The sequence below is a fragment of the Thioalkalivibrio sp. ALE22 genome (assembly GCF_000381445.1).
In the GTDB taxonomy this organism is placed as follows: Bacteria; Pseudomonadota; Gammaproteobacteria; order Ectothiorhodospirales; family Ectothiorhodospiraceae; genus Thioalkalivibrio.
The window spans coordinates 17,028-39,013 of the sequence record NZ_KB906504.1 but is presented as its reverse complement, the minus strand read 5'-3'; the positions used below and the strand labels follow the sequence as shown (position 1 = coordinate 39,013).

21 protein-coding genes are annotated in these 21,986 nt (G+C 67.5%); 20 read left to right on the top strand and 1 reads right to left on the bottom strand.

Translation table 11 applies throughout. The annotated features are described in order from the left end of the window. Positions 1-115 precede the first annotated feature (115 nt). The 5 genes from F793_RS0107565 (at position 116) to F793_RS14255 (ending at position 3,940) form a co-directional block, all read left to right on the top strand. A complete protein-coding gene (locus F793_RS0107565; protein WP_196799888.1) occupies positions 116-631 on the top strand; it encodes a TspO/MBR family protein in 516 nt (171 codons plus the stop codon). A gap of 267 nt (positions 632-898) precedes the next feature. Next, entirely contained in the window at positions 899-1,912 is a 1,014-nt protein-coding gene (locus F793_RS0107560) for an ArsJ-associated glyceraldehyde-3-phosphate dehydrogenase (RefSeq protein WP_018867069.1), read from the top strand. A gap of 5 nt (positions 1,913-1,917) precedes the next feature. Further along, entirely contained in the window at positions 1,918-3,147 is a 1,230-nt protein-coding gene (arsJ, locus tag F793_RS0107555; RefSeq protein WP_018882192.1) for an organoarsenical effux MFS transporter ArsJ, read from the top strand. Between the two features lie 151 nt (positions 3,148-3,298). Then, on the top strand, positions 3,299-3,580 hold the full coding sequence (locus tag F793_RS0107550) for a type II toxin-antitoxin system ParD family antitoxin (protein ID WP_018875646.1): 282 nt from the start codon (positions 3,299-3,301) through the stop codon (positions 3,578-3,580). Between the two features lie 3 nt (positions 3,581-3,583). Continuing rightward, positions 3,584-3,940 (top strand): type II toxin-antitoxin system RelE/ParE family toxin, encoded by a 357-nt coding sequence (locus tag F793_RS14255; RefSeq protein ID WP_081618674.1) that lies wholly within the window; start codon positions 3,584-3,586, stop codon positions 3,938-3,940. Here the strand turns inward: F793_RS14255 and F793_RS0107545 are convergent. Continuing rightward, positions 3,927-4,838, bottom strand: coding sequence for a LysR family transcriptional regulator (locus F793_RS0107545; RefSeq protein ID WP_018882191.1), 912 nt, complete (start codon positions 4,836-4,838; stop codon positions 3,927-3,929). The genes F793_RS14255 and F793_RS0107545 overlap by 14 nt on opposite strands. Before the next feature lie 280 nt (positions 4,839-5,118). Between F793_RS0107545 and leuC the strand changes: the two genes are divergently transcribed. From leuC to purF, 15 genes are all read left to right on the top strand, one after another. Beyond that, on the top strand, positions 5,119-6,531 hold the full coding sequence (gene leuC / locus F793_RS0107540; protein ID WP_018882190.1) for a 3-isopropylmalate dehydratase large subunit: 1,413 nt from the start codon (positions 5,119-5,121) through the stop codon (positions 6,529-6,531). Between the two features lie 3 nt (positions 6,532-6,534). Continuing rightward, positions 6,535-7,185 carry a 3-isopropylmalate dehydratase small subunit gene (gene leuD / locus F793_RS0107535; RefSeq protein ID WP_018882189.1) on the top strand — a complete coding sequence of 217 codons (651 nt, stop codon included), beginning with the start codon at positions 6,535-6,537 and terminating at the stop codon, positions 7,183-7,185. Between the two features lie 126 nt (positions 7,186-7,311). Continuing rightward, positions 7,312-8,385 (top strand): 3-isopropylmalate dehydrogenase, encoded by a 1,074-nt coding sequence (gene leuB / locus F793_RS0107530; RefSeq protein ID WP_196799887.1) that lies wholly within the window; start codon positions 7,312-7,314, stop codon positions 8,383-8,385. A 46-nt stretch (positions 8,386-8,431) separates the two neighbouring features. Then, the gene (locus F793_RS0107525; protein WP_018882187.1) at positions 8,432-9,457 is read left to right on the top strand and encodes an aspartate-semialdehyde dehydrogenase; all 1,026 of its coding nucleotides are present in this window, start codon (positions 8,432-8,434) and stop codon (positions 9,455-9,457) included. 108 nt (positions 9,458-9,565) lie between these two features. Then, complete coding sequence (locus F793_RS0107520; RefSeq protein ID WP_018882186.1) at positions 9,566-12,061, top strand: FimV/HubP family polar landmark protein; 2,496 nt, start codon at positions 9,566-9,568, stop codon at positions 12,059-12,061. A gap of 177 nt (positions 12,062-12,238) precedes the next feature. Beyond that, positions 12,239-12,901: a hypothetical protein gene (locus tag F793_RS0107515; RefSeq protein ID WP_018882185.1), complete on the top strand. Its 663-nt coding sequence runs from the start codon at positions 12,239-12,241 to the stop codon at positions 12,899-12,901. 55 nt (positions 12,902-12,956) lie between these two features. Beyond that, a complete protein-coding gene (gene truA, locus F793_RS0107510) occupies positions 12,957-13,766 on the top strand; it encodes a tRNA pseudouridine(38-40) synthase TruA (protein ID WP_018882184.1) in 810 nt (269 codons plus the stop codon). Positions 13,767-13,834: 68 nt separating this feature from the next. Further along, the gene (locus F793_RS0107505) at positions 13,835-14,476 is read left to right on the top strand and encodes a phosphoribosylanthranilate isomerase (protein WP_026280852.1); all 642 of its coding nucleotides are present in this window, start codon (positions 13,835-13,837) and stop codon (positions 14,474-14,476) included. Beyond that, the gene (trpB, locus tag F793_RS0107500) at positions 14,463-15,671 is read left to right on the top strand and encodes a tryptophan synthase subunit beta (RefSeq protein WP_018867057.1); all 1,209 of its coding nucleotides are present in this window, start codon (positions 14,463-14,465) and stop codon (positions 15,669-15,671) included. The genes F793_RS0107505 and trpB overlap by 14 nt, the downstream gene beginning before the upstream one ends. Beyond that, on the top strand, positions 15,668-16,501 hold the full coding sequence (gene trpA / locus F793_RS0107495) for a tryptophan synthase subunit alpha (protein ID WP_018867056.1): 834 nt from the start codon (positions 15,668-15,670) through the stop codon (positions 16,499-16,501). Before trpB ends, trpA begins: the two co-directional genes overlap by 4 nt. A 36-nt stretch (positions 16,502-16,537) precedes the next feature. Next, on the top strand, positions 16,538-17,497 hold the full coding sequence (gene accD, locus F793_RS0107490) for an acetyl-CoA carboxylase, carboxyltransferase subunit beta (protein ID WP_018877510.1): 960 nt from the start codon (positions 16,538-16,540) through the stop codon (positions 17,495-17,497). Positions 17,498-17,505: 8 nt separating this feature from the next. Next, positions 17,506-18,843, top strand: a complete 1,338-nt coding sequence (folC, locus tag F793_RS0107485) for a bifunctional tetrahydrofolate synthase/dihydrofolate synthase (protein WP_018882182.1) — start codon at positions 17,506-17,508, stop codon at positions 18,841-18,843. A gap of 117 nt (positions 18,844-18,960) precedes the next feature. Beyond that, positions 18,961-19,542: an SPOR domain-containing protein gene (locus tag F793_RS0107480; protein WP_018867053.1), complete on the top strand. Its 582-nt coding sequence runs from the start codon at positions 18,961-18,963 to the stop codon at positions 19,540-19,542. A 79-nt stretch (positions 19,543-19,621) separates the two neighbouring features. After that, positions 19,622-20,173, top strand: a complete 552-nt coding sequence (locus F793_RS0107475; RefSeq protein WP_018867052.1) for a CvpA family protein — start codon at positions 19,622-19,624, stop codon at positions 20,171-20,173. A gap of 294 nt (positions 20,174-20,467) precedes the next feature. Further along, on the top strand, positions 20,468-21,976 hold the full coding sequence (gene purF, locus F793_RS0107470) for an amidophosphoribosyltransferase (protein WP_018867051.1): 1,509 nt from the start codon (positions 20,468-20,470) through the stop codon (positions 21,974-21,976). Positions 21,977-21,986: the final 10 nt, after the last annotated feature.

The window sequence follows — 21,986 nt, the reverse complement described above, 5'->3', positions numbered from 1 at the left end:
GTGGTCAGGGGGAGTGTGGCGTGGTTCACTGAATCCTGAATGAATTCGGTTCGGAATCCGGGCCTTGTTCGGGACATCCTGCCATGCGACCGCGAATCTCGAGGAGAATTCTGTAATGACAGGCGATACGGCCCATGCATCGCGTCCGCGACGGCGCTCTTTCGGTGGGGACATGCTCGGGCTGCTGGCCTGGATGGTACTGGTGTTTGCCGTGGCGGGGCTGGGTGGCTGGGCCACCAGTCTTTCGGTGGCCGACTGGTACCCAACCCTGGCCCGGCCGCCGTTGAATCCGCCGGATGCGGTGTTCGGCCCGGTCTGGAGCGTGCTGTTCGGGCTGATGGGGCTGGCGGCGTGGCATGTGTGGCGCCGCGTGGGCCTGACCGGGGCGCCGGTCGCGCTGGGTCTGTTCCTGGCGCAACTCGCCCTGAACCTGGGCTGGTCGGTGCTCTTCTTCGGCCTGCAGCGCCCGGATCTGGCGCTCGCCGAGATCCTGATCCTATGGCCGCTGATCCTCGCCACGCTGATCGCCTTCTGGCGCATCGACCGCATCGCCGGCGCGCTGCTGGTGCCCTACCTGCTGTGGGTCGGCTTCGCCATCTACCTCAACGCCGGCATCGTCTGGCTCAACTGATCGGCACCACGAACAAGGTCAAAGGCGATTCACAGGAAGAAGGGAAGGATGGAAGGGTTTTCGTTGATTGGCTCGGGCGAGACGCAATGCTGTTTGCCCATCCAGCCCCTCTTCCAGTCTTCCAACCTTCCTGTGAATCGCCCTTGATCTTGACCTTCTTCGTGCCTTCGTGAGCTTCGTGGTGGAACCGGGCTTTGCAGCGGCCGGGTGTCATGCGTTGGTCATGTGGGCGGAGTATCCTGACGCGATTTTTCGCGGGAGGGCGTCATGGCCGTACGAGTTGGCATCAATGGCATGGGGCGGATTGGCCGCCTGGCGCTGCGCGCGGCCTGGGATCGGGACGATCTCGAGATCGTGCACCTGAACGAGGTCGCGGCGGACGGTACGGTTACCGGACACCTGCTGGAGTTCGATTCGGTGCATGGGCGCTGGGATCACGGCATCCAGGCCGAGCCGGACGCCCTGCAGATCGATGGCCGCAGCCTGCGCCACACGCAGCTGGGCGAGCCGGGGCAGGTGCCCTGGGCCGAGTCCGGTGTGGATATCGTGATCGATGCCAGCGGCGCCTTCCGCACCATGGAGACCCTGCAGCCGCACTTCGACCGTGGGGCCCGGCGTGTGGTCGTCGCGGCTCCGGTGAAGGACGAGCGGGCGCTGAACGTGGTGATGGGCGTCAACGATGCGGCCTACGATCCGGCGCGGCACCATGTGGTCACCGCTGCCTCCTGCACCACCAACTGCCTGGCGCCCCTGGTCAAGGTGCTGCACCCGGCCCTGGAGATCCGCCACGGGACGATCCTGACGGTACACGACATGACCGCCACGCAGTCGCCTGTGGATCTGCCGCGCGACAATCTGCGCCGGGCCCGTGCGGCCGGGCTGAACCTGATCCCGACCACTACCGGCTCGGCGAAGGCGATCGGTGACATCTTCCCCGAACTGAACGGACGGCTGAACGGCCATGCGGTGCGCGTGCCGCTGATGAATGCCTCGCTGACAGACTTCACCTTCGAGGCGGCGCGCGAGACCTCCGCGGAGGAGGTGAACGAACTGCTGCGCTCGGCGGCCGCGGGCGAACTCGCCGGCATCCTGGGCTTTGAGGAACGCCCGCTGGTCTCCAGCGACTTCCGCACCGACCCGCGCTCGTCCATTGTCGATGCGCAGTCGACGATGGTGGTGGATGGGACGCAGGTGAAGGTGCTGGCCTGGTACGACAACGAATGGGGCTATGCCAACCGGCTGGTCGAACTGGTCGCGCGCGTGGCCGAGCAGGGCGTGTAGGACGAATGAGCAGCCCGGCCGAAACGCCGAACGCACCGCCCACCCTGGGGCTGGGCGCCTACGCGCGCATCACCGCGAATTACTGGGCGTTTACCGTCACCGACGGCGCGATCCGCATGCTGGTCGTGTTGTTCTTCCACCAGTTGGGCTACAGCCCGCTGGAGATCGCGTTCCTGTTCCTGTTCTACGAGCTGTTCGGGGTGATCACCAACCTGACCGGCGGCTGGCTGGCCGCGCGGCTGGGGGTGAACACGACGATGATCGGCGGGACCTTGTTGCAGGTTGCGGCGCTGCTGATGCTCACGGTGCCCGAGGCCTGGCTGGGCGTGGCCTACGTGATGTTCGCGCAGGCCCTGTCCGGGATCGCCAAGGACCTCAACAAGATGAGTGCGAAGTCCGGCGTGAAGCTGGTGGCCGGCGACGGGGAAGGGCGGCTGTTTCGCTGGGTCGCGGTGCTCACCGGCTCGAAGAACGCGCTGAAGGGGGTGGGCTTCTTCGTCGGCGGCGCGCTGCTGTACTCGGTCGGATTCCAGATGGCGCTGGTGATCCTGGCCGGGATGCTGGCGGTGGTGATGCTGTTCTCCATCGTCGGCCTGCCGCGCGGGCTGGGGAAGGTCGGGGGCAAGCCGAAATTCACCCAGATGTTCTCCAACTCCGCCGCGATCAACGTGCTCTCGGCCGCGCGGTTCTTCCTGTTCGGCGCACGTGATGTCTGGTTCGTGGTCGCCTTGCCGGTATTCCTCAGCGCGACACTTGACTGGAACCACATGCAGGTGGGCGCGTTCCTGGCGCTGTGGGTGATCGGCTACGGCATCGTGCAGGCGTCGGTGCCGCGCCTGCTGGGCAAGGGCGGTGTGCACCCGACCGGCCTGACGGCGCGGCTCTGGGCGTTCATTCTGATGCTGCTGCCCATCGGCATCGTGATCGGCCTGGAGACGGGGCTGGACCCGGCCTGGGTGCTGATGGTCGGGCTGGGCGTGTTCGGCGTGGTCTTTGCGATCAACTCCGCCGTGCACTCCTTCCTGATCCTCGACTACGCCGACGCCGACCGGGTCGCCATGAAGGTCGGCTTCTACTACATGGCCAACGCCGGCGGCCGCCTGGTCGGCACCGTCGCCTCCGGCGCCATCTTCATGGTCTGGGGCCTGGAAGGCGCGCTGATCGCCTCCACGGCGTTCATCTTTGCCACCTGGATGATCTCCTCCCTGCTCCCCCGCGAGGCCGCCCGCGCCTGATGCCGGCAAGGCTCGGTTGCCGGTGTCCCGGATCGCAGTGCTCGCTTTGTCGAGTGCGATGCCCGTAGAGAAAGGGCATGTCGCGGGGCGGCGGCTGGATCGTCCACTGTCCTTGGCATAAACTGCCAATAATGATGGACGGAGGTTGATCATGCCCACCCGAAACATTGTCCTGACGCCGGAGCAAAGCGGGTTTGTGGAGCAGCTGGTTCGATCCGGGCGCTACCAGAACGCCAGCGAGGTTCTGCGTGACGGGCTCCGCCTCGTAGAGGCTCGTGAGCGGGAGCAGGAGGCGCGTCTGGAAGCCCTGCGGCGGGCGACTGCGGAAGGTATTGCGGACGTCGAGGCAGGCCGCTACACCGAACTCGATACGGAGCGCGTCCTTGAGGCGCATTTGCAGGCACTGACCGAACAGGCCATCGCGAAGAGATAAGCCGTGAACGAATCATCCGGACAATGGACTGTCCGTCTTGCGGCGCGTGCCGAGCAGGATCTCCGGGAGGTTGTTTCGTGGACGGCGGAGCACTTTGGCGAGCAACAGGCCCGTGCCTATGCCGGTACCCTTTCCGCGGCGATCAGGGCATTGCAGGGCGGGCCCGCCATCCCGACTGTGCGCAGCCGCGAGGATATCGGTCCGGGTATCTGCACGCTCCATGTCGCACGAGCAGGTCGGAAAGGCCGACACATGCTCGTTTTCCGGCCCGCATCCGACAACCCCCGTTGTGTGGAGCTATTGCGTGTGCTCCATGATGCAATGGACTTGCCTAGTCGACTCGAACCTAGAGATCGATAAGGCCCGGAGGCTCCTGATCCACCCCGTTATGCAATTCCTCGATGACTGCCTCGAGGGTACGCGAGCGGTAGCGGTCCGCGTGGCGGACCCAGCCGAGCTGGCGGGTGATGCGTGGGGCGGGCCATTCGAGGATGGTCAGCTCGTCGGTGGCCATGGTGCGGGGGAGGAAGCCGATGCCGAGGCCGGCGGCGATCATCATGCGGATGACCTCCAGGTACGGGCTCTCCTGGGCGGCGGCGGGGCGCAGGCCCTGTGCGGCCAGGGCCTGGTCGATCTGGCGGCGGGTGGTGGAGTCCACCGGCGGCAGGATCGCCGGCCAGTCGTGCAGGCGCTGCAGGGTGTCCTGCGGGGCATCCCGGGCGCGGTCGCGGGCGATCATCGGGACCAGGTCGTCGGTCCAGACGGTGTGGGCCTCGGCACTCTTGGGCAGATCCTCGGGCAGGGTGGCCAGGGCCAGGTCGGCGTCGCCGTGCATCACCGCCTCGATGCCCGCCTCGGAATCCATGAAGGCCAGTTCCAGCTCCAGTTCGGGGTAGCGGGTGCGCAGGCTTGCCAGCGGTCCGGGCAGGCGGTGCAGGGCGATGTGGTGCGAGGTGGCCAGACGGATGCGGCCCCGGACGACCTGATCGAGGTCGGCCACCTGCTGCTCGATCGCGCGCAGACGGGCCAGGATCTCGCGGGCCTCCGGCAGCAGGCGTTCGGCAACCTCGGTGGGGCGCACGCGGCGCCCCTGGCGCTCGAACAGAGGGCGCTGCAGCGTGGCCTCCAGCGACTGGATGCGCTTGCTGATCGCCGGCTGGGTCAGGTGCAGCCGCTCGGCCGCGGCGGAAAAGGCCCCGGTATCGACCACCGCCACGAAGGCCTGCAGGGACTCGATGCTTAGCTGTTCCGGGCGCATCTATCGCCTCCGTGGGATAATGACCGGCTGACTGATGCGACTCCGCATCGCCAATCCATAACCATATGGAATGATAAAGATAATAAATCGGATTTGAAAGAATGTAAGGGCGGCCGCAGACTGGCAATGCGGTGGTGCCGCTCGTCTGTAGGAGGCCAGCCCTCTGGCCGATCCGACGTCGGGGCCCATCGGCCAGAGGGCTGGCCTCCTACAGGGGGCTTTGGCGGGCGCTCACCGAAAATATGGCTGGAACATCGCGGCTCGGCCGCGGGAGCAGGTAATGGCAGGCAAGACACTGTATGACAAGCTGTGGGAGGCGCATGTGGTGCGCGAGGAGCCGGATGGCTCGACGCTGCTCTACATCGACCGCCACCTGGTGCACGAGGTGACCAGCCCGCAGGCCTTCGAGGGTCTGCGTCTGGCCGGGCGCAAGCCCTGGCGCGGGGATTCCGTGCTGGCGGTGCCGGACCACAATGTGCCCACTGCCAATCGCGACCGCGGAATCGAGGATCCGGTGTCGCGCACCCAGGTGGAGACGCTGGAGAGCAATGTCACGAGCCTGGGGCTGAAGTTCTTCCCGATGGCGGACGTGCGCCAGGGCATCGTGCATGTGATCGGCCCCGAGCAGGGGGCGACCCTGCCGGGCATGACGGTCGTCTGCGGTGACTCGCATACCTCCACCCACGGCGCGCTGGGCGCGCTGGCCTTCGGCATCGGCACCTCCGAGGTCGAGCATGTGCTGGCCACGCAGTGCCTGTGGCAGAAGAAGACCAAGGCCATGCAGATCCGCGTGGAGGGCGAGCTGCGCCCGGGCGTGACCGCCAAGGATGTGGTGCTGGCGATCATCGGCCGTATCGGTACCGCCGGTGGCACCGGCTATGCGATCGAGTTCGCCGGCTCGGCGATCCGCAGCCTGTCGGTCGAGGGCCGCATGAGCATCTGCAACATGTCCATCGAGGCCGGGGCCCGCGCGGGCATGGTCGCGGTGGACGAGAAGACCATCGAGTATGTGCGCAACAAGCCGCAGGCGCCGACGGGCGAGCTGTTCGAACAGGCCGCCGAGTACTGGCGCACGCTGGTCTCAGACCCCGATGCCCAGTTCGACGCGGTGGTGGAGATGGATGCCGCCGAGATCGCCCCGCAGGTGAGCTGGGGCACCTCGCCGGAGATGGTCGCGCCGATCGACGGCCGCGTGCCGGACCCGGCGGCCGAGTCCGATCCGGTGCGCGCCGAGGGCATGCAGCGGGCGCTGGCGTACATGGATTTGCAGCCGAACACGCCGATGACCGAGATCCGTCCGGACAAGGTGTTCATCGGCTCCTGCACGAATTCGCGGATCGAGGACCTGCGCGCGGCCGCCGAGGTGGTCAAGGGCCGCAGGAAGGCCGACAACATCAAGCTGGCGATGGTGGTGCCGGGCTCCGGGCTGGTGAAGCAGCAGGCGGAGCAGGAAGGGCTGGACCGGATCTTCCTGGATGCCGGCTTCGAGTGGCGCGAGCCGGGGTGTTCCATGTGCCTGGCGATGAACGCGGACCGGCTGGAGCCGGGCGAACGCTGCGCCTCGACCTCGAACCGCAACTTCGAGGGCCGTCAGGGGCAGGGCGGGCGTACCCATCTGGTCAGCCCGGCGCTGGCCGCCGCGGCCGCCGTGGCCGGGCACTTCGTCGAACCGTCGGCACTGAAGGAGGCGTAAGCGATGCAGGCCTTTACCGTACACAAGGGGATTGTCGCGCCGCTGGATCGCTCCAATGTCGACACCGACGCGATTATCCCGAAGCAGTACCTGAAGTCGGTCAAGCGTACGGGCTTCGGGCCCAATGCCTTTGACGACTGGCGCTACCTGGACCCGGGCGAGCCCGGCATGGACAGCTCGCAGCGCCGTATCAACCCGGATTTCGTGCTCAACCAGGCGCCGTTCGACCAGGCAAGCATCCTGCTGGCACGCAAGAACTTCGGCTGCGGCTCCTCGCGCGAGCACGCGGTATGGGCGCTGACCGATTTCGGTTTTCGCGCGGTGATCGCGCCGTCGTTCGCGGATATCTTCTTCTCCAACAGCTGCAAAAACGGACTTCTGCCGGTGGTGCTGGCCGAGGACGAGGTGCAGGCACTGTTCGAGCAGGTCGAGGCGAACCCGGGCGCACAGGTCGAGGTGAACCTGGAAGAGATGACCGTAACGGCGCCGGACGGTACCGTATTCCGTTTCACGCTTGACGAGGACCGGCGCCACCGCCTGCTGAACGGCCTGGATGATATCGCCCTGACGTTGCAGTACGCCGATGACATCCGCGCCTTTGAGGAGCGCCAGCGCCGCGAGTGGCCCTGGATGGCGGAGCACTCGCAGGGCTGAATGGTGCCCCTTGTAGGAGGCCAGCCCTCTGGCCGATTGGGCCTGTCCTGGCGCCCCATCGGCCAGGGGGCTGGCCTCCTACAGGTAGAGAAGAGATTCGATTGATCTGATGGTTAGGAGAGGTTTGTGAGCCGAATTCTGGTATTGCCCGGGGACGGGATCGGGCCCGAGATCGTGGCCGAGGCGCTGAAGGTGCTGGAGCGTGTGGGCGAGATCGGCGGGCTGGATCTGGAGATCGAGCAGGGCCTGATCGGGGGCGCGGCGCATGATGCGGCCGGGCATCCCTACCCGGAGGCCACCCGCGAGGCGGCGCGCCGCGCAGACGCGATCCTGCTGGGTGCGGTCGGCGGCCCGCAGTACGAATCGCTGGAACGTGATCTCCGCCCCGAGCGCGGGCTGCTGGGCATCCGTTCGGACCTGGGCCTGTTCGCGAACCTGCGCCCGGCGATCCTGTATCCGCAGCTGGCCTCGGCCTCCACGCTGAAGCCGGAGGTGGTCAGCGGGCTGGATATCCTGATCGTGCGCGAGCTGACTGGCGGGATCTACTTCGGCCAGCCGCGCGGGATCGAGGAGCGTAACGGCGAGCGCTATGGCTTCAATACCGCCGCCTACAGCGAATCGGAGATCGAACGCATCGCGCGGGTTGGTTTCGAGTCCGCGATGAAGCGCGGCAAGCGCCTGTGCTCGGTGGACAAGGCCAATGTGCTCGAGGTCTCGGAGCTGTGGCGCGAGGTGGTCGAGCGCGTCGGGAAGGAATTCCCCGAGGTCGAGCTGTCTCACATGTATGTGGACAACGCGGCCATGCAGCTGGTGCGCGATCCCAAGCAGTTTGACGTGATGGTCACCGGCAACATGTTCGGCGACATCCTGTCCGATGCCGCGGCCATGCTGACCGGCTCCATCGGCATGCTGCCCTCGGCCTCGCTGAACAGCGAGGGGGTCGGTCTGTACGAGCCGATCCACGGCTCCGCGCCGGATATCGCCGGGCAGGGTAAAGCCAATCCGATGGCCACCGTGCTGTCCGTCGCGATGCTGCTGCGCCACAGCCTGAACCGCAATGACCTGGCCGAGCGTATCGAGCAGGCCGTGGGCCGGGTGCTGGATCAGGGTCTGCGCACGCCGGATATCTTCGGCGAGGGCATGACGCTGGTCGGCACCCAGGGGATGGGTGATGCCCTGGTGGCCGCGCTGGATGAATAACCAAATATCAGTAGCTTGAAGATTAAAATTAAACCGGGAATGAACGATGAGTGATCGCAAGTTTGACGTGGCCGTGGTGGGCGCAACCGGGGCCGTCGGCGAGACCCTGCTCTCCATCCTGGCGGAGCGCGACCTGCCGATCGGGCGAGTCCATGCGCTGGCCAGTTCGCGTTCGGTGGGCAAGACGGTCGCCTTCGGCCGGCGCGAGCTGGAGGTCGAGGACCTGGCGACCTTCGACTTCTCCACCGTGCAGATCGGGCTGTTCTCTCCGGGGGCCTCGGTGTCCGCGGAGTACGCGCCCAAGGCGGCTGCGGCCGGCTGCGTGGTGATCGACAACACCTCGCAGTTTCGCTACGACCCGGAGATCCCGCTGGTGGTGCCGGAGGTCAACCCGGACGCGGTGGGGGACTACACGCGCCACGGGATCATCGCGAATCCGAACTGCTCCACCATCCAGATGCTGGTGGCGCTGAAGCCGCTGCACGACGCGGTGGGCATCGAGCGCATCAACGTCGCCACCTACCAGGCCGTCTCCGGCACCGGCAAGGATGCGATCGAGGAACTGGCCCACCAGACGGCGGCACTGCTGAACGGCCGCCCGGTGGAGTGCAACGTCTATCCCAAGCAGATCGCGTTCAACGCGCTGCCGCACATCGATGTCTTCCAGGACAACGGCTACACCAAGGAAGAGATGAAGATGGTCTGGGAGACCCGCAAGATCATGGGCGACGAGTCCATCCTGGTGAACCCGACCGCGGTGCGCATCCCGGTGTTCTACGGCCATTCCGAGGCCCTGCATATCGAGACCCGCGAGAAGATCAGTGCGGAAAAGGCCCGCGAGATCCTGTCCGCCGCGCCGGGGATCACGGTGCTCGACAAGCACGAGGACGGGGGCTATCCGACCGCCGTGACCGAGGGTTCCGGCAAGGACGCCGTGTTCGTCGGGCGTATCCGCGAGGACATCTCGCACCCGCGCGGGCTGGACCTGTGGGTAGTCTCGGACAACGTGCGCAAGGGGGCTGCGCTGAACACAATCCAGATCGCGGAGGTTTTGATCCGCGATTACCTGTGATTTAATCCGGGAAAACGCCGGGCATCGGCCCGGCACATTCGTGGCCAGGGGGTCGCCAGCCGTACTGGCGGGGGCGTTTAGGCCACGCGGCACTTTCAGGGGGAATTCGTGCGCAAGTTTCTGGTTGGGTTTTTGTTCTTGCTGCTGGTGGCCCCGGCGTCGTCAAGCTCCGTGGGCTTTGGTGAAGTCAACCTGCAATCCTTCCTGAACCAGCCCTTGCGGGCGGAGATTCCCTTGCGCGGCGCCTCGGGGGTCGCGGACTCCCTCCGCATTCGCCAGGCGTCCGAGGATGCGTACCGCCGTGCCGGTCTCAACCGAGGGAGTGTTCCGGGTGACCTGAACATCCAGCTGGATGGCGATCGCGTGATCCTGACCACCCGCCGGCCGGTGCGCGAACCGTACGTCGGGATTTTGCTGGAGGCGCGCTGGGATGGAGGGCGTGCCATGCGAGAGGTCTCCCTGCTGCTGGACCCGCCCGGGACCATGCCGTCCGGGGCCTCGGCACCTTCTGTGAGCCAGGCCGACGCCGCGGCACCACGCACCCCCCGCGCCGGTGAAACCCTCCAGGTTCGCAGTGGCGATACGCTCTACGCGATCGTGCGCCGCAGCGGGATCTCCGGTTACAGCGACGAGCAGGCCATGCTCGCCTTCCTGGATGCCAATCCCCAGGCCTTTATCGGGAACAATATCAACGCACTCCGGGCGGACGCCGAGCTGCGCACGCCGTCGCGCGAGCAACTGGAGGCCCGCAGCGCCGCTGCGGCGCGCGCCGAGGTGGCCGACCAGACCCGCTCGTGGCAGGCGTCTACGCGCGCCGCGCGGGAAGAGCCCGAGCCGGCACCGGCCGATGACGCCGTGGCCGCCGCCGAAGATGACGTGGCGCTGGAGGACGACGCGGCCGCCGTCGAGGACGAAGAGACGGTCGCGGCCGAAGAGTCCGAGGCAGCGGCGGAGGATGACGCCGCTGCAGTCGCTGACACCGATACGGCGGCGGCCGAGGATGATCCCGCGGTTGCCGAGGAGTCGGTCGCCGACGAAGGGGTGGAGGACCGCCTGGAGATCGTGGCCGATCTGCTGCCGGAAGACGCTGAAGCCGGTGTGGCGCAGGGAGGTTCCGAGGAACTGCTCCAGGAGGCGCTGTTGTCCCAGCGCGCCGAGATGGAGGGGATGCGCGAGGAGCTCTCCGAACTGCGCGAAGAACTCGGGGAACGCGGTCGTCTGGCCGAGATCTCCAGCGAGAACATGGCCGAACTCGAGGAGCAGCTGAGCCAGCTTCGCGCCGAGCGCGAACAGCTGCGTACCCGCCTGGATCGCGCCGATGCGGAGCGGAACGCACCGCTGCACGAGCGCATTATGAATGACCCGCTGTTGCTGATGATGGCGATCGCACTGGTGGTCCTGCTGCTGCTGGTACTGCTGGCCTTTGCACGCGGCGGCCGCCGCGAGGTGATGGTGGACGAACGGGGTGCCGGCTTGCAGCCGCGCGCCGACAACAGCAAGGTTCAGGCGTCCGGCGTCGAATCGGCCGGCTATGAGGCGAAGGAAGTGGACCACACCGAAGGTTCGCATTCGGCGATGGCCGGTGCGGCGACCGGCGCCGCGGCCGGGACCATCATGGGGGCTGCCGCGGCCCGATCCGACGACGAGACCGAAACCACGCAGGAGGAATCCGCGCATCCGCCGGCCGAACCGGAGGAAGAGGTCGGGGAAGTCGTGGTTGCCAGCACCAGCGAGGGTGCGGCAGGCATGGACGACGTCCTGGCCGAGGTGGATGTATGCCTGGCCTACGGCATGAATGATCAGGCCGTCGAGACGCTGAACGCAGCGCTCGAAACCAGTCCGGACAACAAGCAGTACCGGCTGAAGCTGGTCGAGGCCCATGCCGCGCTGGAAGACGAGGCGGGTGCGCGCGAGGCCGCGAATGCCCTGCGCGAGCGTCTGGGGCCGGACGACGACGAGATGCGCGATCGTCTTTCGGAGCTGGAATCTCGTCTCGGGAGTTCCGCGGGTTCGGCGGGAGATGCTCCGGCCGATTCGCTGGACGACGCGGTTGCGGGCGACGACTCGGACGCTGCCGATGCCGACGCGGACAGCAACGAGATCGACTTCTCCGGGCTGGACCTCCCGGACGTCGAGGTGTCGGACACCTCGGAGGCGACCGAAGGCACCCCGGCGGGCGACGATGAGGGCCTCTCGTTCGACATTGACGAGAACCTCGAGGAGGACCTGGCCTCGGCGGCCGAGGCCGAGCGCGATGAAGCCGTGTCCGGTGACGACCTGAATGACCTGTCGTTCGATCTGGACGAAAGTGAACTGCCGGATCTGGATGCGCCGGCCAGCGGCGGGGACAGCGGCGAAACCGAGGACAGCGGTCTGTCGATGGACGAGGATCTGCAGGTTCCGGGTGAACCGTCGGCGGCGGCCGGGGATGAGGCAGGGACCGGAGACGACGAAAACGTGACCCGCCTGAGCCTGGCGCAGGCCTATGCCGATATGGGCGATGCGGAAGGGGCGCAGGAGCTGATCGACGAGGTCCTCGCCTCCGGCACGGACGAGCAGAAGCAGGAGGCCGAGGCGATCCGGAGCCAGATCCAGGGCTCCTGATCCTCGGGGTAGAGCCGGCCCTCCAGCAACGGATTGCATCTGCTGGCTTGCAGTGTACGGCCCCGCCCGGAGGCGCTCCGGGCGGGGCCTTTTGGTTTCGAGGAGCCCAGGCGCGTGACCCCTGTCGAACGATCCAACATCGTGCCCTCCGGTTCGCGGGAGGTTGCAGCCGCCGGGTTGGCGATCCTGGGTGTTGTGGCCGCCTCGGCGGCTCTGGTGCCGGCGGATCCGCTGGTGGTCGGCCTGGTGGCCGGCCTGTGCGCTGGGCTGGGACTGATGGGTGGCGTGGAGTGGCGGCGCGCGGGTCGACTGATGCTGCGGCTCAAGTGGTTTTATCTGTCGCTTGCCGTGTTTTACGGGCTGTGGCCGGCCGAAACGGGAGATGCGTTTCAGGGGCTGCAGGAGGCGGGCTGGCGGATTGTCGCGCTGATGCTCGTGGTCGTGCTGGTGGTGTGGTTGACGGGGCGGTTCTCGCGATCGGCGCTGGTGGGCGCGCTTGGTGCGCTCCTGGGCGGGCCGCGCCAGGTACTGGGGGGCTGGGGCGAGCGCTTCGCTCGGCGGCTGTTCCTGGCACTGGCCTTGTTCGAGGACGAGAAGGCCGCCGTCGAGCAGCGTCGCGCAGGCCTGCGTGGATCCCGCGGCGCACGGCTGCTGGCGGTCCGGGAGTGGCTGGTTGAGCGGCTGGACCAGGCGCTGGCGGGGGGGGCGGAGCTGCAACCGGAGGCCTGGGAGGCGGACGCTGGAAATGCGGAGGGAGGCGTGCCCTGGTGGGGCCTGGCCTGGCTCTGGGGGGGCGTGATGTTGGTCTGGGCGGCTTTGTTGGGGGGCTGGATTGAATAGCGAGCGAGAACGCGTGCATGGCGGAGTCGCGACGCCCGGGGCCGATGCGGACGCGATGGCACCCCAGCGCTGGGCGCTTGGCGTGGAATACGACGGACGCGGGCTGCTGGGCTGGCAGCGCCAGAAGGATGGCCCCAGTGTCCAGGGGCATCTGGAGGCAGCGCTGGGGTTCGTGGCGAATCATTCGGTGGAACTGGTCTGTGCCGGGCGCACGGATGCGGGGGTGCATGCCACGGCACAGGTGGTGCATTTCGATACGCCGGCCCGGCGCGAGCCCCATGCGTGGATTCTGGGGGCCAACGGCCGCCTCCCGGACGCGATTGCGGTGACCTGGGCGCAGGCGGTGCCCGCGACCTTCCATGCGCGGTTCAGCGCGTTCGGGCGGCGCTATCGCTATGTGATCGCGAACCGCGAGATTCGACCGGCGCTGGAGGCGGGGCGGGTGTCCTGGTGGCGCCGACCACTGGACGCCGAACGGATGCATCAGGCCGGCCAGGCCTTCGTTGGCGAGCAGGACTTCAGCAGCCTTCGGGCGGCGGCATGCCAGGCGAAATCGCCGGTGCGCTGCGTGCATTCGCTGTCGGTACGCCGCCAGGGGCATTACGTGGTCCTTGATGTTCATGCGAATGCCTTTCTGCACCATATGGTGCGGAACATCGCCGGTGTGCTGCTGGCGGTCGGGGACGGCCGGGCCGATCCGGACTGGCCCCTGGAGGTGCTGGCGGCGCGGGATCGCCGGGCTTCTGGTATCACGGCCCCGGCGGGCGGGCTTTATTTCGTGCATGTCGACTACCCCTCGGAGTTTGCGCTGCCGCTGGCCGCCGGACCGGCCGTCGATGGCGTTCCGGGGAATGGGGCGGGGTGATTACGGGAAAGCCGGGCCTGCGCCCGGGTTCTGGTAGGCTTGCGACTGCGTTTTTCGAGATGGCGGGCATGCGCTACAGGGTCAAGATCTGCGGAATCACCACGGTGGAGCAGGCGCTTGCCGCGGCTCGGGCCGGGGCGGATGCGATCGGGCTGGTGTTTCACGCCCCGAGCCGGCGGGCCGTGGAGCCGGCGCAGGCGGCGGCGATTGCGGCCGCGCTGCCGCCGTTCGTGACTACGGTGGGGTTGTTCGTGGACCCCGAGCCTGCGCGTGTGGAACAGGTCCTGCGGACGGCAGGACTGGACTGCCTGCAGTTTCACGGGCACGAGAGCGCGACGGCCTGCGCGCGTTTCGGGCGACCCTACCTGAAGGCGATCGCGATGGGGGACGGGGACGATCCGCGCCCGGCGATGGACGCGCATCCCGATGCCCAGGGGTTTCTCCTGGACAGCCACGGTGGCGGGCGCAGCGGCGGCTCGGGGCATCGCTTCGACTGGCAGCGTGTGCCCGATGCCCTGGAGCGGCCGTGGCTGCTGGCCGGGGGACTGGATGCAGACTCGGTGCGGGAGGCGCTGGAACACCTGCGCCCGTACGGGGTCGATGTGAGTTCCGGGGTGGAATCCGCGCCCGGGGTCAAGGATGCACGGCGCATGCAGGCCTTCGTGCGGGCCGTGCGCCAATGCGAGGTGGAGACTGATGAACAAGATTGACTGGGCGGCATTCCCGGATGCCCGCGGACATTTCGGTCCGTATGGCGGGCGCTTCGTGTCCGAGACGCTGATGGGCGCGCTCGATGAACTGCAGCAGGTCTACGAGCGCTACATCGGGGATCCCGAGTTCATGGCGGAACTGGACCACGACCTGAAGCAGTTCGTCGGACGGCCGAACCCGCTGTATCACGCCGAGCGCCTGTCGCGGGAGCTCGGCGGCGCGCAGATCTACCTGAAGCGCGAGGACCTGAACCACACCGGTGCGCACAAGGTGAACAACACCATCGGGCAGGCGCTGCTGGCGAAGAAGCTGGGCAAGAAGCGGATCATTGCCGAGACCGGCGCTGGTCAGCACGGGGTGGCGACCGCGACCGTGGCCGCGCGTCTGGGGCTGGAATGCGTGATCTACATGGGCGAGGAGGACACCCGGCGGCAGTCCCAGAACGTCTATCGCATGCGCCTGCTGGGCGCCGAGGTGGTGGGGGTCAAATCCGGCACGCGCACGCTGAAGGATGCCCTGAACGAGGCGATGCGCGACTGGGTGACCAACGTCGACGACACCTTCTACATCATCGGTACGGTGGCCGGTCCACACCCCTATCCGGCGATGGTGCGCGACTTTCAGGCGGTGATTGGTCGCGAGGCGCGCGAGCAGCATCTGGCAATGACCGGCAAGCTGCCGGATACCCTGGTGGCCTGCGTGGGCGGGGGATCCAACGCGATCGGGCTGTTCCATCCGTTCCTGGGCGATGAGTCGGTGGCGATGATCGGGGTCGAGGCCGGCGGTGACGGGGTCGAGACGGGCCGGCATTCCGCGCCATTGTGCGCGGGCCAGCCGGGCGTGCTGCATGGCAACCGGACCTATCTGATGGAGGACGAGAACGGCCAGATCATCGGCACGCACTCGGTCTCGGCGGGGCTCGACTACCCGGGCGTGGGGCCGGAGCATGCGTGGCTCAAGGACATCGGCCGGGTCGATTACGTGTCGGTGACCGATGATCAGGCCCTGGCCGGGTTCCACCGCCTGACCCGCACCGAGGGGATCATCCCGGCGCTGGAGACCAGTCACGCGATTGCCCATGTGCTGGACCTGGCCCCCGAGATGCGCGCTGACCAGAGCATCATCATCAATCTGTCCGGGCGCGGCGACAAGGACCTGAACACCGTGGCCGAACGCGAGGGGATTACGCTATGAGCCGAATCGAGCAGCGCTTTGCGGAACTGCGCGAACAGAATCGCGCCGCGTTGATTCCCTATGTGACGGCCGGCGACCCGGAGCCGGGCGCGACCGTGCCCCTGATGCACGCGCTGGTGGAGGCCGGGGCCGACCTGATCGAGCTGGGGGTGCCGTTCTCGGATCCGATGGCCGATGGTCCGGTGATCCAGAAGGCCTGCGAACGCGCGCTGCGCTTCGGCACCGGCTTGCGCGACGTGCTGGCGATGGTGGCCGAGTTTCGCAAGTCCGACACCACCACGCCCGTGGTGCTGATGGGCTATCTGAACCCGGTGGAACGCATGGGTTACGACGCCTTTGCCGAGACCGCACAGGCGGCCGGGCTCGACGGGCTTCTGACGGTGGACCTGCCGCCGGAGGAAAGCGAGGACGTGGTCGGGTTGCTGGAACAGTCCGGGATCGATCCGATCTTCCTGATCGCGCCGACCACCTCGGAGACGCGTATCGACCATGTGGCGCGGGCCGCCCGCGGCTTCGTGTACTACGTGTCCCTGAAGGGCGTGACCGGCTCGCAGAGCCTGGATGTCTCGGCCCTGTCCGCGCGTCTGGACGGTCTGCGACGGCACACCGGGCTGCCGCTGGGGGTGGGCTTCGGCATCCGCGATGCCGAGACCGCTGCACAGGTGGCGCGGGTCGCCGATGCCGTGGTGGTGGGCAGCGCGATCGTGCGCCTGGCCGAGGAGCACGACGGGGACGGCGACGGTTTCGCCCGGGCCGCGGCGGCCGTGGTCCGGGAGATGCGCAGTGCCATGGATGCGGCGCGCTCCCCGGGCGTGGCGGCCACGGTGTAGAATGCGCGGCGCCGATTCGGACGACGGGGAGACGGCATGAGCTGGTTCGAGAAGTTGATGCCTTCGCGCATCCGCACCGACAACGCGACCAAGCGCGGGGTCCCGGAGGGCCTGTGGGTCCGCTGCGAGGGCTGTGACGCGACGCTGTACCGCCCCGAGGTGGAGCGCAATCTCGACGTCTGCCCGAAGTGCGGCCATCACCGCCGGATGAGCGCCCGTCGGCGGCTCGAGACCTTCCTGGATGCCGAGGGCCGCGAGGAGATCGCGGCCGATATCGAATCCTCGGATGTGCTGAAATTCCGCGATTCCAAGAAGTACAAGGATCGCCTGGTGGCCGCCCAGAAGGCCACCGGCGAGCGTGACGCCCTGGTGGTCATGCAGGGGCAGTTGCTGGGCCGCCCGCTGGTGGCCTCCGCCTTCGATTTCCGCTTCATGGGGGGCTCCATGGGCTCCGCGGTGGGCGAGCGCTTCGTGCGCGGGGCCAATCGCTCCCTGGAGCAGGGCATCCCGCTGGTGTGCTTCAGCGCCTCTGGTGGGGCGCGTATGCAGGAGGCGCTGTTCTCGTTGCTGCAGATGGCCAAGACCAGTGCGGTGCTGGCGCGCCTGCAGGAAGAGCGCATCCCGTTCATCTCGGTGATGACGGATCCGACCATGGGCGGCGTCTCGGCCAGCCTGGCGATGCTGGGCGATCTCAACGTGGCCGAGCCGAACGCGCTGATCGGCTTTGCCGGACCGCGCGTGATCCAGCAGACCGTGCGCGAGACCCTGCCGGAAGGTTTTCAGCGATCGGAGTTCCTGCTGGAGCACGGTGCGATCGACATGATCGTGGACCGCCGCGACATGCGCAGCCGTCTGGCGACGGTGCTGGGCATGCTGACGCACGGGCCGGCGCCCGGGTCCGATGCGGGTGAGGAGGATGCCGAGGGGGCCGTCGAGGTGATCAGCCCCGAGAACGGGGCGGATGTGGAACGCGTCGACCCGCCGCGTTCCTCCTGAGGCGGCCGATGCGTTTCGCGACCCTGGCGGAGTGGCTCTCCTTCCAGGAACAGCTCCACCCCGTGGGTATGGACCTGACACTCGAGCGCATTGCGCTGGTGGCTGACCGCCTCGGCCTGCGGGATACCGATGGGCCGCGCACGGTGATCGTGGCCGGCACCAATGGCAAGGGCACGGTCGCCACGCGTACCGCGGCCCTGCTGCAGGCCCAGGGCCTGAAGGTCGGCCTGTTCACCTCTCCGCACCTGCTGCGCTACAACGAACGCATCCGCATCGACGGTGACCCCCTCTCCGACAGCGCCCTGTGCCGGGCGTTCGAGGCCGTCGACCAGGCCCGTGGCGATGATTCCCTGACCTATTTCGAGTTTGGCGCGCTGGCGGCGGCCTGGCTGTTCCGTGATGCCGGGGTCGCCGTGCAGGTGCTGGAGGTCGGACTGGGCGGGCGCCTGGATGCGGTCAATATCTGGGATGCCGATGTCGCCGCGATCACTGCGGTGGACCTGGATCATCAGACCTGGCTGGGTGACAGCCGCGAGGCGATCGGGCGCGAGAAGGCCGGCGTGATGCGCGCCGGACGGCCGGTGGTGCTGGGCGAACCGGAGCCGCCCGCCAGCGTGCTGGCGCATGCCGACCACCTGGGGGCGCGGGCCGTTCGCAGCGGGCGTGACTTCACCCTGACGCGGTCCGGGGCGGCGCTGCAGTGGGTCTGGCAGGGGCAGTCTCACGAATGGCGGCTCGCGGGCGTGGGCGCCCGGATCGACGGCGCGGCATTGCTGAACACGGCCACCGCGCTGGCGGTGGTCGAGAGCCTGGGACGGGGCGCGGGCCTGACCGAAGCCGTGGTCCGCCAGGCGCTGGAGATTTCGGCGCCGGGCCGCCTGCAACGGCTACGGGGCACGCCGGAATGGCTGCTGGACGTGGCCCATAACCTCCATGCGGTTGGGGAACTGGCGCGCTGGCTGGAGGCACACCCGGTCGATGGCCCGGTAGTCGCGCTCGTGGCGGTGATGGCGGACAAGGAGCGGACGGCCATGTGGCCCCTGCTGGAAGGCCTTGTCGATGCCTGGGTCCCGGTTCCGCTGGATCTGCCGCGGGCGTTGCCGGCCGGGTTGCTCGCCGACGAGCTGGAAGCGGCCGGGCAGGGGCCGGTATGTCGCGTGGACGGCGTCGATGGTGCGCTCAGCGAGGCCGCGCGCCGCGCCGGGCCACGGGGCAGGGTGGTGGTGTTCGGATCCTTCCACACCGTGGCGGCCGTCCTGGAACACGCGCCGGCGCTGGCCCCGGCGGCGTTGTCCGGTCGGGTGGAGCCTGACAGGCCGGATGGCGAGGCCGTGCATGCGGTCTGAAGGCCATGTCGCCATCTGGCATCGGCTTGCGACGGCAGCGTCAGCGGGCGTACTGTCATTGCAACGTGATGCCTCCCGGATCCCCGTGTCTTCCAGCCCCCGCCGTCGGATGAGCGCATGACCCGCGACAATCCCATTCGTTTTCGCCTGGTGGGCGCGGTCATCCTGATCGTGCTGGCGGTGATCTTTCTGCCCTGGCTTTTCGACGGGGCCGGTTACGAATACATGAGCGGGATCGAGGACCCGGTGCCGCCGGCACCGACGTTTGCCGAACCGGACATCGCCCTGCCGTCGGAGCGGCCGACGCCGCGTCGGGACGTGGCCCCGGCCGCCCCGACGGGGGAACGCGAGGGACCGGTGGCGGAACTGCACAGCCTGGAGAACGGCGGAGAAGCCCGCGAGGATGCTGCGGAGCCACAATCGTCAGACGCGCGCCGCCTGGCGGAAGCGGACGAGCCGGTGCAGGCGGGCTGGGCGGTCCAGGTCGGGAGTTTCCGCGACGAGGACAACGCACGCGAACAGTCCGCCCGCCTGCGCGAGGCCGGCTGGCCGGCGTTTATCGATGACTCCACCGCGGATGGGCGTCCGATTTACCGCGTGAAAGTTGGGCCGCTGGCGCAGCGCGAGGATGCGGTCACCCTGGGGGAACGCCTGCAGGACGAGCTGGAGCTCTCCGGCATCGTGGTGGCCCACCCCTGATGTCTATTCCAGGGCGTCCCTGCGAGGAACGGATGGCTGCGGTAAACTACGCGCCCTTTGAGCACGTGACGCCGGCCCCGTGAACTGGATCGACCTCGTCATCATCGCCCTGATCGTCGTATCCGGGCTGATCAGCCTTTTTCGCGGCTTCGTGCGCGAGTCGTTCTCGCTCGCCACGTGGATCATCGGGGTGTGGCTGGGCATCCGCTATGCGGCGGAGGTCGCGGAGCAATTGCCGCAGGCGGTCTCGGACGCGACGCTGCGCCTGGGCATTGGTTTCGCACTGATCTTTATTGCCGTCCTGATCGTGGGCGGCATCCTCGGTGTGCTGGCGAATCGGCTGGTCAAGGGAAGCGGCCTGACCGGTACCGACCGCTCGCTGGGCGTGATCTTTGGCCTGCTGCGCGGGGTGCTGCTGGTGGCGGTCCTCGTCTTCCTGGCCTCGTTGACGCTGATGCCGGACGAACCCTGGTGGGAGAACAGCCGCCTGATCCCCGAGTTCGAACGCGTGGTGGACTGGCTGATCGCCCAGTTGCCGGAAGGCTGGCAGGAGCAGATCCATGACCTGCTGGCGAGCGACGAACCTGTCGAAGAAGTGATCCCCGACGGTAAACAGGGAAACACTGAGTAATGGACACGCTCGCGTTGGCACCCCAGGTTTTCCGAGACAAGGCGCGGTGCGCAGCCGGTAGTGGTTCTACCGGCAAGTGCCGCAACGCAGGATCGGGGAACCCGGGGTGCCAACCCCACAAATCATTCAATGCAGGGGCTCGGCCGCTTTTGTGCGCGCACAGCGTTGCGGCTCCCTTGTGCAGAATGACTGCACGGCAGTCACCGCGCCTTGTTCGCACGCAAAAGCGACTCGAGCGCGAGCGTGTCCATTACTCCGTGTTTCCCTAGCCGTAGACCTGGAGCCTGTAGCCGTATGTGTGGAGTTGTCGGAATCGTCGGGCGCAGCCCGGTGAACCAGCCCCTTTATGATGCCCTTTTGGTGCTGCAGCACCGCGGGCAGGACGCCGCAGGCATCGTGACCTGTGATGATGACGGCCGCCTGCACCTGCGCAAGGACAACGGGCTGGTCCGCGACGTCTTCAACAACCAGCACATGCAGAGCCTGACGGGGAACATGGGCATCGGGCATGTGCGGTATCCGACCGCGGGCTCGTCCAGTTCGGCCGAGGCGCAGCCGTTTTATGTGAACTCGCCGTTCGGGATCACGCTGGGGCACAACGGCAACCTGACCAACGCGCGCGAGTTGAAACAGGCACTGTTCGCGACCGATCGTCGGCACATCAATACGGATTCGGACTCCGAGATCCTGCTGAATGTCTTTGCCCAGGAACTGCTGCGCTTCCTGGACAACGGGCTGACCCCGGATGCGGTGTTTGATGCGGTGGAGCGGGTGCACCAGCGCGCGGAGGGGGCCTATGCGGTGGTCGCGATGATCGCCGGGCGTGGCCTGCTGGCGTTTCGCGATCCGCACGGCATCCGGCCCATTGTCTACGGCTCGCGCGAGTCCGAGGAGGGCGGACGCGAATGGATGGTCGCCTCGGAAAGCGCGGCACTGGAGTCCCAGGGTTTCGATCTGGAGCGCGACCTGGCGCCGGGCGAGGCGGTGTTCATCACGCCGGAGGGCGAGGTCAGCACGCGGGTATGCGCCGCCGAGACCCGCCTGAATCCCTGCATCTTCGAGCATGTGTACTTCGCCCGCCCGGACTCGGTGATCGACAATGTGTTCGTGCACCGCGCGCGCATGCGCATGGGCACCGCCCTGGGCGAGAAGATCCGGCGCATCTGGCCGGACCACGACATCGACGTGATCGTGCCGATTCCGGACACGGGCCGCACGGTTGCGCTGGAGATGGCGCACGAGCTGAATATCAAGTACCGCGAGGGCTTCATCAAGAATCGCTATATCGGGCGCACGTTCATCATGCCGGGCCAGACCAAGCGGCGGAAATCCGTGCGCCAGAAGCTGAACGCGATCTCGCTGGAGTTCCGGGGCAAGAACGTGATGCTGGTGGACGACTCGATCGTGCGTGGCACCACGTCGCGCGAGATCGTGATGATGGCCCGCGAGGCGGGTGCGAAGAAGGTCTATTTCGCCTCGGCCGCGCCACCGGTGCGCTATCCCAATGTGTACGGGATCGACATGCCGGCGGCCGAGGAACTGATCGCCCACGGCCGCGACGAAGAGCAGGTGTGCGAGGCGATCGCGGCCGACCGCCTGATCTACCAGGATCTGGAAGATCTGCAAAAGGCCGTGCGCCGGGGAAACCGGAATATCGAGGCGTTCGATTGTTCGGTGTTTACCGGGGAGTACGTGACTGGGTTGCCCCCGGACTATCTGGAGCACCTGGCGGCCTTGCGCGGCGACGGACTGGTGAACACGCCGGTGGCGGGCGAGGTGCTGGATCTCGCCAACAAGAAGTAGACGCGAGGTG